This is a genomic window from Streptomyces sp. CC53 (assembly GCF_001865245.1).
In the GTDB taxonomy this organism is placed as follows: domain Bacteria; phylum Actinomycetota; class Actinomycetes; order Streptomycetales; family Streptomycetaceae; genus Streptomyces.
Window position 1 is genome coordinate 1 of the sequence record NZ_MKXB01000172.1, and the last position, 12,527, is coordinate 12,527.

Below are 12,527 nucleotides of genomic sequence, written 5' to 3' on the forward strand. Positions count from 1 at the left end.
CCCCACGCCCGCCCAGGCCGGTCCGCCCGCCCGCCCGTCCCGTGCCCGGCCCCGCCGCGCCGCGTGCTGCCCGGTCCTCCGCCGGGCCGGGCCCTGCCGCCGCGCCTGCCACGTACGGCCCCGCCCAGGGAGGTGAGCCCGGCGCCCACCCCGCTCCCGGCCACCCCGTGCCCGCGCCCAGCGCCCACCCGGCGTCGGCCCAGACCGGTTCTCCCGCTCATCCGGCACCCGCCCAGGCCGGCACCCCCGCCCATCCGGTACCCGCGCCCGCCGCCCAGCCGGTGGCGGCCCACCGCCCAGGAGGAGCCTCCCGGACGCGCCCCACCCCCGACTCCCGGCCGGTGGCCGACGAGCACCTGGCCGGGGCCGTCCGCAGGCCGCAGCACGGCGAGTCCCGCACCGCCCGCATCGTCCGCACCGTACGGAGAATCGTTTCCTCATCGGCGGCGCGCGAGGTCGCCGACGCGACCCGTACCGCCGAGACGCTGCAGCAGCCGGTCACCACCGGCCGGCAGATCGCGGTCACCTCGATACGCGGCGGCGCCGGCAAGTCGACCGTCGCCGCCCTGCTGGGCACCACCTACGCCCACTACCGCCAGGACCCCGTCCTGATCGTGGAGGCCGACCCGTCCCTCGGGTCCCTGCCGCTGCGGCTCGGCGCCGAGCACGTGCGGTGGACCACGGCCGACATCGCGGACATCGTCGAACCGCAGATGTCCCTGCTGGACGTCACCGGCTACCTGACCCGGCTGCCCGGCGACGCCTGGCTCCTCCCCGCCAGCCAGGGCCAGATCGGCGCGATGCTGGACAGCACGACGTACGGGCGCGTCATGGTCGCCCTGCGCCGCTACTTCGGCGTCACGGTCGTCGACTGCGAAACCCTGCCCGCCAAGGTGGCCCGCGTCGCCGTCTCCGCGTCCCAGGCACGCGTCCTGACCGCGCCGGCCACACCGGAGGGCGTCTCCAGCACCCGCACGGTCCTGGAGTGGATGCGCGGACTGCCCCAGCACGTGATCGCCGGCACCGTCGTCGTCCTCACCGAAGCGACCCCGCACGCGCGCCTCGACGTGGACGAGGCCGCCCGCAGCCTGGCGTCGACGGGGGTGTCCGTGCACGTCCTGCCGTACGACCGGCACCTCGCGGCCGGCGGCACCATCCGCACCGACCTGCTGGCCGAGCCGACCCGGCAGTCCGTCACCCGCTTCGCCGCCGACGTCTTCCAGATGTCCCTGCGGCGCCACTGAACCCCGTCTGAGCAGCTGATGAGCACCCGACTGATCCACCGCCCGGCCCGGACCACACGCCCGCCCGCCGCCTCGGAGCCCCGCGTCGTCGAGGCCCCACCGAACCTCCCCGAGGGCAAGGCCGGCAACGTCGCCATGTCGCTGCTGCCGGTCGCCGGCGTCATGTCGTCCGTCGTGATGATGACGGTCGTCCGCAACAGCCAGTTCGCCGCACTCGGCGCGCTCCTCCTCGTCGTCACCGTCCTCGGTTCCCTCGTGATGGTCTTCTCGCAGCGCGGCAAGGCGCAGCGCACCCGCCGCACCCAGCGCGAGGCCTACCTGGCGTACCTGGAGGACCTGCGCGAGGAACTGGCCACCGAGGAGCGGGACCGGCGGGAGACCGCGGACGTCCTCAACCCGCCGCCGCACGCGCTGTACGACGTCGTGCGCGACCCGGCGCGGCTGTGGGAGCGCCGCCGCCCCGACGCCGACTTCCTCCGCGCCAGGGTGGGCACCGGGGAGATGCCCGTACGCGACCTGCGGATCGCCCAGCCCGAGTCCACCGTGCTCAGCCCACCCGACCGGTTCATGCTGAACGAGGCGTCCGCCCTGGCGGCACGCTTCCGCACCGGCCACGAACTCCCGCTCACCGTCCCCCTCGACCGCGTGGGCAACATCAGCGTCGTCGGGCCCCGCGAGGACTGCCTGCGCGTGGCCCGCGCGCTGATCGTCCAGGCGGCGGCCCTCCACGCGCCCGACGACGTGGGCGTCGCCGTCGCCGCTCCCGGCGAGCGGCTCGGCGACTGGGAGTGGGCCAAGTGGCTGCCCCACCTGCTGGACACCGAGCGGTTCGACGGGCCGGTGGCCGCCCGGCGCATCGCCCCCTCCCTCCCCCAGCTCGCCCGCCGGCTGGGCCCTGAGCTGCGGCGCCGCGCCTCCTACGCGGCCGAGGTGCGCCGCGGACTGTCCGACCGGGACGCCCTGACGATGACGTCCCGGCTGCTCGTCGTCTCCGACGGCCACGGCGAGGACGCCGTCGAACTGCCGCTGCCCGACGAGGCCGTCGGCCTCCGCGACATGGGCGTCACCGTCGTCCACCTCCTCGAACAGCGCATACAGGAACCCGGCCACGTCGGGGTACGGATCACCGTCGACGCGGGCCGGGTCGTCATCGAGGACCTGCGAGGGGAGGAACCGGTCAGCGCGCGCGGCACCGCCGACGACGTGGACCCGCCGTTCGCCGAGGGCCTGGCGCGGATGCTGGCCCCGCTGCGGCTGTCCGCCGAGTCGCTCGCGGACGCGCCGCTGGCCGGGCCGGTCGGCTTCGCGGACCTGCTCGGCGTCGACGACGTGGCCCGCCTCGACCTGGACAGGCTGTGGGCACCCCGCGGGGAGCGGTCCTTCCTCCGGGTGCCCATCGGCGTCAACGACGCCCGCGAACCGGTGCTCCTCGACCTCAAGGAGTCCTCCGAACTGGGCATGGGCCCGCACGGCCTGTGCGTCGGCGCCACCGGCTCCGGCAAGTCGGAGCTGCTGCGCACACTCGTCCTCGCCCTGGCGGCCACACACCCGCCGGAGGACCTGGCGCTCGTCCTCGTCGACTACAAGGGCGGGGCGACCTTCGCCCCGTTCGCCGGGCTGCCGCACGTCGCCGGTGTCATCACCAACCTGGAGAACCAGGCGGGCCTCGTCGAACGCGTCCACGCCTCTCTCGCCGGCGAGGTCAAACGCCGCCAGCAGGTGCTGAAGGACGCCGGAAACGTCGCCGACATCGGCGACTACGCGGCCCTGCGCGCCGACAGGCGCCCCGACCTCGAACCCCTGCCCCATCTCTTCGTCGTCATCGACGAGTTCGGCGAACTCCTCACCGCCAAACCCGACTTCATCGACCTGTTCCTGTCCATCGGCCGCATCGGCCGTTCCATCGGCGTGCACCTGCTGCTGTCCAGCCAACGCATCGAGGGCGGCAAGCTGCGCGGACTCGACACCTACCTGTCGTACCGGCTGGGCCTGCGGACCTTCTCCGCCGACGAGTCCCGCACCGGCCTGGACACCCAGGACGCCTTCCACCTCCCGCCGCTGCCCGGCTTCGGCTACCTCAAGGTCGACACCAGCCACTACGAGCGCTTCAAGGCCGGCTACGTCTCCGGGGCGTACCGGGGACCGGTCCGCCGCCCCGAGGACGAGGACACCGGCCCCCTCGTGCTGGAGTACCCGACGCTCAACACCCTGGGCGAGCCCGGATCCGACACAGACGCGCAGGAGCCGCCCGTCCGGCGCAGGGAGACCGGCCCCACCGAGCTCGGCACGATGGTGGAACAGCTGGAACGCGCGCCGGCCGCGCCCGTGCGCCGCATCTGGCTGCCCCCGCTGCCGGCCGCGCTCCCGCTCGACCGGGTGGCCGGCCCGCTGGACGTCGGCCCGGCGCGGCATGCAGCTGCGGAGGCGGCGCGGCCCCCTCCAGGTGCCGCTCGGGCTGCTCGACGACCCGACGAAGCAGTGGCAGGGCGAGTGGTTCCTCGACCTCACGGTCGCGGGCGGCCACGCCGCCGTCATCGGCGGCCCCCAGTCCGGCAAGACGACCCTGCTGCGCACCCTCGTCCTGTCGCTCGCCCTGACCCACACGCCGCAGGAAGTCGGCGTCTACGCCCTCGACCTGGTGGGCGGCGGCCTCCAGGCGCTGTCCGGGCTGCCGCACGTCGGCGGCGTCGCCACCCGCGCCGACCGGGAACGCGCGGCCCGCACCGTCGAGGAGGTGCGCGGCATGCTCGCCCAGCGCGAGGAACTCTTCCGCACCCACGGCATCGACTCCGTCGAACAGCTGCGGACCCTGCACGCCACCGGGCGCCTCCCCGAGCTGGCGTCCGCCGAGATCGTGCTCGTCATCGACGGCTTCGGGGCGCTCCGCGACGACTTCGAGGAACTGGACGACACCGTCTCCGACCTCCTCAAGCGGGGCGGCGGCTACGGCATCCACGTGGTGGCGGGCATGCTCCGCTGGAACGACGTGCGCATCGCCGTCCAGTCGAACTTCGGCACCCGCGTCGAACTGCGGCTCAACGACCCGGGCGAGTCCAGCATCGACCGCGAACTCGCCGAGACCCTGGCTCCCGACGAGCCCGGCCGGGTCCTCACCGACCGCAAGTTGTTCGCGCAGGCAGCCCTGCCCCGCACGGACGGCCTCGCCGACGCGGCCGAACTCGGCACGGTCCTGGAGCGCACCGCCGGCACGGTCCGTGCCACCTGGAGCGGCGACGTCGCCCAGCCGGTGCGCGTCCTCCCGCACGTCCTGGAACCGGCCCTGCTCCCCGGACCGGCCGCGGAACCGCGCCGGGTCCCGATCGGCCTCGACCAGACCGGCCTCGCGCCCGTGCTGCTCGACCTGTTCGCGCACGACCAGCACCTCCTGGTGCTCGGCGACAGCGAGTGCGGCAAGACCAGCCTGCTCAGAACGGTCGCGACGGGCCTGATGGAGCGGCACGGCGAGGACGACCTCGTGTTCGCCGTCATGGACCCGCGCAGGGGCCTGCGCGGCGTCATCCCCGAGGAGTTCCTCGGCGGGTACGCGTACAACGGCAAGCTGTGCGCGGGGCTTTCGGCGGGCATCGCCACCGAGTTGGAGAAGCGGCTGCCCGACGAGGGCGCCTCCCTGGACGACCTGGAGCCGGGCAGTTGGGGCGGCGGCCCCCGCATCGTGGTCCTCGTCGACGACTACGACGTCCTCACCACCGCCGGGCAGGCACCGCTCACCCCGTTCCTCCCCTACATCCCGTCCGCCGTCGACATCGGCCTGCACTTCGTGCTGACCCGCCGGGTCGCAGGCGCCTCACGCGGCATGTACGAGCCGCTCGTCATGGGCCTGCGCGAGTCCGGCGCCTCGGCCCTCGTGATGGACGGCGACCGCGGCGAGGGCCAGCTCTACCCGGGCGTTTACGCCTCGCCGCAGCCACCGGGCCGGGGCGTCCTCGTCCGCAGGGGCCACGCCAACCGCCTCGTCCAGACCGCCTACAGCCCCTGACCCGACCGCGTGCACCGCGGGATCCGTACCGCCCTGATCCGGACGGCCTGCACCCCCTGATCCAGACCACCTGCACGTGCTGCGGAGCCCGGCGCCGACCGGTCACCCGCAGCGCCGCTGCCGGCCGTACGCCTACAGGGCCGTCGCACGGTGCACACGAACCGCGAGAGACCCGAGAGACCTGAGAGACCTGAGAGACCCCAGAGACCTGAGAGACCCGAGAGACCCGAAGGCGAGGCGAAGCCCGAACGACCCGAGCGACGCAAACGCCGCAATCGACCGGAGCGACCCGCCCCCCAGAGCGACCCGAGCCACCCGAAACCCCCGGGCGCCCCGAGCCACCCGTGAGCCCCGAACGACCCGGGCCACCCGTGCGCCCCGAACGACCCGAGAGCCCCGAGGAACCGAAGGACCCCATGACCAAGGACGTCATCGCCCTGACCCGCCGCATGCCCGACCCGGCGACCGTGCTCGCGGGGCTGCTCGCCGGCGGCCCCGACATGCTGGGGCGCCTCACGGGCGAGGGCGCCGTCGTGCAGCTCTGCGACGAGACGGGCCGGCCGCTCGTCTCGGTCGAGGCGCCGCTGCTCGTCCAGGTCGCGGGCGAGGCCGAGCGCCTGCTCGGCGCGGCGCCGCCCCCCGTCCCGTTCTGGTGGACGGAGGCCCGTGCCACCACCGGCGTGCCGGACGCAGAGCGGCTCGCCGGCACCTTCGCGGCCCGCCTCGCCGACCTCGCGGGGGGCTCCGCGTGGCCGCCGGACACCGCGGGGTCGCTGGAGGTGGTGCCCACGGAGGGGGTGACCGTGGCGCCCGAGCCGGCAGCAGCGCAACCCGCGGTGGACGTGCTCACCGACAAGGTCGCCGTCGTCATCCAGGACCGGCCGGTCGTCGCCATGACGGCCTGGCTCGCGGACGCCTTCCGCGCCGCGGCCGAAGCGGGCCTGGGCCTCCAGGTCGTCAGCCCGCCCGGCACGTTCATGTCGCCCGCCGTGCGCGACAGCCTCGGCGGCTGGCCGTCGCGGTGGGTCGTGCAGGACGAGAGGGACGGCTACTACGACGGCCTGACCGGAGCCGTTCTCCGCTGGCAGGACGGCATGTTCGCGCCCCTGGCTCCGACACACCCGGCTCAGTCGGCGGCCCCGGCGCCTCCGGTGGCCGGCGCCTTCCGGGAGGTGGCACGCACCGGCGAGCGGCAGCTCGCGATCACCTACCGCGCCGTGCACCCGGCGGACGAGCGTCTGGTGCTGGGCGGCGGCCTGGAGGCGGTCTGGCGGGAGCTGACGGGGGAGCCGCCGGCCGGCTGGGGCACCGCCGAGCCCGCCAACCTGCCGTGGTCGCCGCGCCGCCTGACCGACGTGGCCCGCGCACGGGCGCCCCGGCCCACGTGGTGCGTCGTGGTCGGGCACCCCGACCGGCCGGGCCTCGCCACGGTGCGGGTACGCCGCACCACGGCCGGGATCGAGGAGGAGATCACCCTGGCGCTCGGCTACGGCGCGGGCGAGGAACCGCCGGTGGACGCCGTGCCGCGCGCCGCGGAGGCCCTCGCCACCCGCCACCGCCTGCAGTCGATGCTCGTACAGATCCGCAGGGCCCGGCGCGACCTCGCGGTACCGCTTCGAAGGCCCCGGCGTACCCCTGGCGTTCGTCCTCGGGGCCGAGGAGGTGCGGGCCGTGCCGGGTGACCGCGCCCGGCGCACCCCGCTGCCCCAAGCACCGGTGGAACTCGGCCCGAAGGCCCGCCCGGGCCTGTACTACCCGCTGCCGGGGAACCCTTCGGACCTGTCGGGCTGGGCGGACTTCGAGGCACTGATGAGGCACCTGAAGGGCGAATAACCCAACTGGCGCCCTGTCATATATGTGTCACGGAGCCGCGGTTCCGAACTGCAAACACGTCCGCACGGTTGATACACATGGGTCAGTAGCCGAACATCAGACCGGTTGGGGGGAAGCTGATGAAGTTCGACATGGGCTCCAAGGTCCTGACGACCCTGCTGCAGCAGTCGAATCTGTCGACGAATGACCTGGGTCTGCTGATCCGCCAGCTGATCCAGGCGGCGGCGCCGCTGGAGGGCAAGTTCAACGGTGCGGGCAAGGCGTCGTTCGACCTGTTCAAGTCGCGGTCGGACGAGATCACGGCCGAGCTGAACGCGTCGCTGCGGGCGATCCTCGGCGGCCAGTCCGGCATGGAGTCGGCCTTCGGCTCCGGTGAGCAGGAGCAGGGAGAGAACGCGCGGTCGCAGATGTCGACGGCGAACTTCGACGCGGCCCGCTTCTCCGGCCGCCGCTGACGTGCGGTGTCCCGCCCGGGCGGGCACCACTGACACCTACTGACGCATCACTGCGGGGGAGTGGACTTTCGATGGCATCGGGTAGCGACCGCCGTTCGTACGACGTCTCGGCGTCGACGGAGGCGCAGACCAACATCCAGGCGGTCATCGCGCGTCTGGAGCAGGTCATCTCGGCGCGGGACGCGCAGGTGAAGGCCGCGATGAAGGACTTCCAGGCCGACGGAGTGTCGGACGAATACCACGCGAAGGAGCTGCGCTGGAACAGCGCTTCGCAGGAGGTCAAGAACATCATCCGGCTGCTGAAGACGACGCTGGAGAAGAACGACGCGACCGCGCAGCAGACACTGGCGCGGGCCAAGGCGGCGGTCGACAACATCGGCTGAGCGCTGACTGACACGCGTACGGGGGTGCGTGCATGACGGGGTGGGACATCAAGCCGCAGGGCGTACAGGGCCAGCTGCGGCTCACCGGCACGAAGGCGGGTGAGCTGGAGAAGGCGTTGCAGGCGATGCTCGGCGACATACAGGCGGCGGCCGCGGCCGCCGGGACGGCGGTGCCCGGTTCGGCGGCCACCACACGGCTCCAGGGCCCGCCGTCGTCGTCCGACAACCTGGAGCGCAAGGCCCAGGGGCCGGTCGCCGCGGCGCTGGCGCAGTACGTGGAGAAGCGCGGCAAGGAGTTCAGGTCGATGGCCGAGCGGACCCAGGCAGCGGTGCTCGGCGCGGCCAAGGCCACGAACGCGTACGTCGAAGGCGACCTGGAGACGGCCAAGGAAGCCCAGGACGCGGCGCGCTCGGTGCGCCTGGACCTGCTGAAGGACCTCGGGGGGAAGAAGTGAGCGGCAACGAGCCGGTCATCCCGGGAGAGGTGCCCGTCTTCACCGGCAACGAGGAGGAGCTCGACGCGAAGGTGAAGGCGCTGAGCGGCCACGGGCTCAAGGTCTCCACCGCGGCCGGTGACATCCACAGCGCCTTCGGCGGACTGCGGGCCTTCTACCGGGCGCCCGAGGCCGAGCAGCTGTTCGCGACCACCAAGCCGGTCGCCGACAAGGGCCTCGACCTGAGCTCCGACATGTGCGTGATCGCCGGAGCGCTCGGCACGTACGCCAGCACCATCCGGCCTCTCGTCAAGCGCCTGGACGATCTGCGCGCGCAGGCGGTGACCTTCCGGGAGCGGATCGCCGGCGACGACGAGTGGCGCGAGGACGGCGACCTGATCGACGAGAACCTCGAGCGCCGCAACGCGATCGCGGAGGTGTGGGCGCAGTTCCAGGAGGCGGAACGTTCCTGCCATGCGAAGATCGTCGCACTGGTGGGCGGCGAGCCCCTGAAGGTCAACGACGGCTCCAACGGCAAGGGCATGTACGGCTACGACGCCGAGGCCCTCAAGCAGTCCGAGAGCCTGCCCTGGGGCGACGCCGTTCAGGAGTCGATCCCCTGGTACCACATCCACGAGCACGCCTGGGAGTTCGGCAAGGGCGTCATCGTCGACGGCGTGTGGGGCACGATCAAGGGCCTGGGCACCTTGGTCGGCTTCGACGGTTGGGACGCGGCCGGCCAGGCGTGGACCGGCCTCGGCAAGCTCCTCACCGGCGTGGTGATCACCGCGATACCCGGCGTCGGCGCCGCGTACTGGGCGATGCCCGAGGACAAGCTGCCGGCCTGGCTGCGTGACTCGCGCACCGCGGTGAAGGAGACCGGCAAGGCCCTGCTGGCCTGGGACAAGTGGGGCTCCAACCCCTCGCGCGCCGCGGGCGAGGTCACCTTCAACGTCCTGACCACCGTCTTCACCGGCGGTGCCGGCGGCGCGGTCGCTGGCGCCGGCAAGGCGGGCGCGGTCGCCAGGACGCTGTCCCTGGCGGGCAAGGCCGGCAAGGCCGTCGACCCGATGACGTACCTCTCCAAGGGCGCGGGCGCGGGCGTGGTCAAGATCGGCGACATCATGACCGGCCTCAAGGGCGCCGGGGCCCTCGACATCCCCAGCATCAACCTCGACGGAGCACTCGCCCTCCCGGACGGCGCGAGGGTCCTGCCCGACGGAACGCTCGACCTTCCCTCCGGCACCCCCGTCCCGGACGGCGCACTCAAGCTCCCCGACGGCACCGTCAGACTCCCGGAAGGAACCGCGACGCTCCCGCCGGGCACGGTCACCCTGCCGGTGGACGGCCCCGCCCGCTTCATGGACCCCAAGGGCCACCTCTACGACGCCGACGGCACCCTCGTCCAGCGGGCCGAGGATGCCCCCAGGGAAGCCGAGCCCCCCACAGGCGCCAACGCCCCGCACACGACCGCCCCGAAGCCCGACACACCCGCCACGGCGGCCGTACCGGAACGCGAACCGGCCGCAGTCGGCGCCCGCGGCAACGACGACGTACTCCGCCTCGGCTCGGACACCCCCGACCCGCTCCACCGCCCCGCGGACAACACCCCGACTGCCCGCCCGGACACCACCCCGGGCGGCACGGCCCCGGAGGGCATGCCCGGCAATAGCGCGGACCGGAACACACCGGATGGCGGCACAGCCGACACCGGACTCCGCGACGGTACTTCAACGGGTGACTCCGGAGGTGAGGCGTGGAATGGTCCGGACACGCCCCTGCCAGGTGGGGGCACCGCTGACACAATGCCCCCGCAGGGTCAGCCTCCGGTAGCCGAGCCGCCGAACGGAGGAGGGCGAACCGGATCCAACGTCGACCCATCGTGGTCGGCCGACCTGCCGAGCCGGGTGAACGAACCGCTCCCAGAACTGTCGACGCAGGAGCGTGCTGATCACTGGCTGCATCTCGACGAGGTGGAGCAGCGGAGCCCCGCTGATTTTGACCACCTGCAGCGGGATCCGGACAAGAACGGCGGAATCTCGGAGCCGTCCAAGGATGAGGCGAGGGTGGGATTGGATCTTCGTGAGCAGGGGCGGGTCCCTGCTGATATCCAACGTCCCGCCGAGCCAGATCGCGGGGAGTTCTACTCACCGAGCACGGGCAGGTACTACGACATTAAGGGTGTTCACTCAGACTGGCCGCCGTTCAACAACGTTCGAGACAAGTCTCAGCCCTTCAGAGGGGCCTACGATCCCGCCAATAACGGTAGATGGGTCAGGAAGCTTGAGGAGCAGATCGTCGACAAGGAGCGCACTGTTATCCTTGACGTTCGTAACGCAAATCAGGCAGCAATTGATGACATACGGTCCATCGTCGAGAAGAACGGCTGGGAGAACAATGTCATTTGGTACCCGTAGGGGCTGGGCGCCTCGGGCCTTTCCAGTCGACCGTACTGCCGCCCGTCGACTGCAGGAATGGCTACAGGAGGGCGGGGGCAGCCTCGACGCAGTGGGTCTCGATCTCAGGGGTGCCGACCTTACGGGAGGCGACTTCTCTGAGTCCTGGTTCAGTGACGCTAAGTTGGCGGGAGTTGTGCTGAAGGAGGCGGACTTCTATCGCGCTGACATGCAGGGGGCTGACCTCTCGGGGGCTGATCTGGCTGGCGCTTCCCTTGTGCGTTCTAACCTTGATGATTCCGTGATGAGGGCGGCTGTTCTCGATGGCGCAGACTTCGTCAAGGCGTCCCTCTATGGCGTCGACGCATCAGGGGCGAGCTTCCGTGGTGCGCGACTCATGGGAGCCTCACTGCTGGACGCCAACCTCTGTGGAGCGGATCTGACCGACGCAACCGTGATGGAGAACTCCTTCAGGGTGAGACTCGACGAAACTGTCATTCTGCAGGGTTTCTCAGGGTCGATCTTCGGCCCGGTTGAAGTCTCGACTGGCGAAAAGCTCACAACGATCGGCGGCGCTGACCTAGAGCAGTGGATTCGCAACAAGGGCGGCACGGTTACTGTCATCTCCAGATCCCAACGTGCTGATCGTCATTGATCGGAAAGTCATGGACTCCCCTGGCTGAGGACGCAGCGGGTGTGTGGAGTACCGCGGCATCCGCGCAAAGACGTGGGGCTGGCGTTTTCAGCGGTGGGGGAGGCCGCGAACGCTTGCCCTGGGTCAAGAGAACCGCAGCTCATGCATGCAATCTTGCGCGCGGACGGTGAAGTTGACGAAGACCTGCGCCGAAATCGCGGCCGAGCATCGCCAGCAGAGAATGAACGGGATTCGGGTCGCGCACTGAAGCTGAGGTTGAAAGGGTGGGGTGACAGTCGGCGTTGGCGGTGCTACATCCTCGTCATGAGGTACGCGGATGGCGGCGGGCTGACCGCCGCGGGGCGGGCGACGCGTGAAGCGGTGCGCTTTGAGGCCGCGGAGATGTTCGGGCAGGGGGTGCGGCCGCCGGAGGTGACCCGCAGGCTACGGGTGTCGCGGAAGCCGGCCTACGCCCGGCACACCGCCTGGCGCCAGGGCGGCAGCGCGGCCCTGGCCTCCAAGGGGCCGGCGGCTTTCCGTGCCGACTGGACGATGCCCAGGCAGAACAGCTGCAGGCCGAGCTGGAAGCGGGACCGGCGGCGCACGGCTGGCTGGAGGACCAGCGGTGGACCCTGGCGAGGGTCGCGGAGCTGATCCACCGCCTGTTCGGGCACCGGTACACCCCGCGCGGGGTGTCGTATCTGCTGCACCGGCCGGGCTGGTCACCGCAGGTCCCCGCGCACCGGGCGGTCGAGCGCGACGAGCAGGCCGTAGCACGGTGGCGGTCGGAGCAGTGGTCACGGGTAGGAGGACGGTCCAGCTCCTGGGCGCGTGGATAGTCTTCGAGGACGAGGCCGGGCGGGACCTGAAACCCGGCAAAGGCCGCACCTGGTCACGGCGCGGGCGGACGCCGCTGGTCAGGGCGACCGGGAAGGGCTCGGGCCGGGTCCTGATGGCCGGGATGATCTGTGTCAGACCGGGGCGTGAGACCCGTCTGATCTACCGGACGCAGACATACCGGGGCCGCACCGGCGAGAAGAAGGGTTTCCGGACCCGCGAGTTCGTGGACCTGCTCACCTCCGCCCGCCGACAGCTCGGCGATGCCCCGCTGATCGTGGTGTGGGACAACGCCAGCACCCACCACGCCAAGG

At 72.0% G+C, this 12,527-nt stretch carries 9 protein-coding genes and 2 pseudogenes; 10 read left to right on the top strand and 1 reads right to left on the bottom strand.

The window, feature by feature from the left end:
- Positions 1–341: 341 nt before the first annotated feature.
- The 8 genes and pseudogenes from BJP40_RS21475 (at position 342) to BJP40_RS21510 (ending at position 11,397) form a co-directional block, all read left to right on the top strand.
- Positions 342–1,244, top strand: coding sequence for an ATPase (locus BJP40_RS21475; RefSeq protein ID WP_071281730.1), 903 nt, complete (start codon positions 342–344; stop codon positions 1,242–1,244).
- Positions 1,245–1,262: 18 nt separating this feature from the next.
- Positions 1,263–5,241, top strand: a pseudogene (gene eccCa, locus BJP40_RS21480) (type VII secretion protein EccCa).
- A gap of 500 nt (positions 5,242–5,741) precedes the next feature.
- Positions 5,742–7,074, top strand: a pseudogene (locus tag BJP40_RS21485) (DUF6177 family protein).
- A 119-nt stretch (positions 7,075–7,193) separates the two neighbouring features.
- Entirely contained in the window at positions 7,194–7,529 is a 336-nt protein-coding gene (locus BJP40_RS21490; protein ID WP_071281731.1) for a hypothetical protein, read from the top strand.
- A 71-nt stretch (positions 7,530–7,600) separates the two neighbouring features.
- Positions 7,601–7,912: a pore-forming ESAT-6 family protein gene (locus BJP40_RS21495; protein ID WP_071263678.1), complete on the top strand. Its 312-nt coding sequence runs from the start codon at positions 7,601–7,603 to the stop codon at positions 7,910–7,912.
- A 32-nt stretch (positions 7,913–7,944) separates the two neighbouring features.
- Positions 7,945–8,367, top strand: a complete 423-nt coding sequence (locus BJP40_RS21500) for a DUF6507 family protein (protein WP_071263676.1) — start codon at positions 7,945–7,947, stop codon at positions 8,365–8,367.
- Complete coding sequence (locus BJP40_RS21505) at positions 8,364–10,763, top strand: hypothetical protein (RefSeq protein ID WP_071281732.1); 2,400 nt, start codon at positions 8,364–8,366, stop codon at positions 10,761–10,763. Before BJP40_RS21500 ends, BJP40_RS21505 begins: the two co-directional genes overlap by 4 nt.
- Before the next feature lie 91 nt (positions 10,764–10,854).
- A complete protein-coding gene (locus BJP40_RS21510; protein WP_226962457.1) occupies positions 10,855–11,397 on the top strand; it encodes a pentapeptide repeat-containing protein in 543 nt (180 codons plus the stop codon).
- A 446-nt stretch (positions 11,398–11,843) separates the two neighbouring features.
- Here the strand turns inward: BJP40_RS21510 and BJP40_RS35800 are convergent, their stop codons facing one another.
- Positions 11,844–12,050, bottom strand: a complete 207-nt coding sequence (locus tag BJP40_RS35800) for a hypothetical protein (protein WP_071281734.1) — start codon at positions 12,048–12,050, stop codon at positions 11,844–11,846.
- On the opposite strand from BJP40_RS35800, the gene BJP40_RS35805 reads away from it, so the two are divergent.
- Positions 12,039–12,215, top strand: coding sequence for a winged helix-turn-helix domain-containing protein (locus BJP40_RS35805; RefSeq protein WP_256220795.1), 177 nt, complete (start codon positions 12,039–12,041; stop codon positions 12,213–12,215). The genes BJP40_RS35800 and BJP40_RS35805 overlap by 12 nt on opposite strands.
- Positions 12,155–12,527: transposase (locus tag BJP40_RS21520; RefSeq protein WP_256220794.1), on the top strand; the 373-nt coding region annotated here is incomplete at its 3' end. The genes BJP40_RS35805 and BJP40_RS21520, both read left to right, overlap by 61 nt.

What these genes read in the sequence shown, in the direction of transcription:
- BJP40_RS21490 (WP_071281731.1), top strand. Translation starts at nt 7,194, where the DNA reads ATGAAGTTCGACATGGGCTCCAAGGTCCTGACGACCCTGCTGCAGCAG.
- BJP40_RS21495 (WP_071263678.1), top strand. Translation starts at nt 7,601, where the DNA reads ATGGCATCGGGTAGCGACCGCCGTTCGTACGACGTCTCGGCGTCGACG.
- BJP40_RS21500 (WP_071263676.1), top strand. Translation starts at nt 7,945, where the DNA reads ATGACGGGGTGGGACATCAAGCCGCAGGGCGTACAGGGCCAGCTGCGG.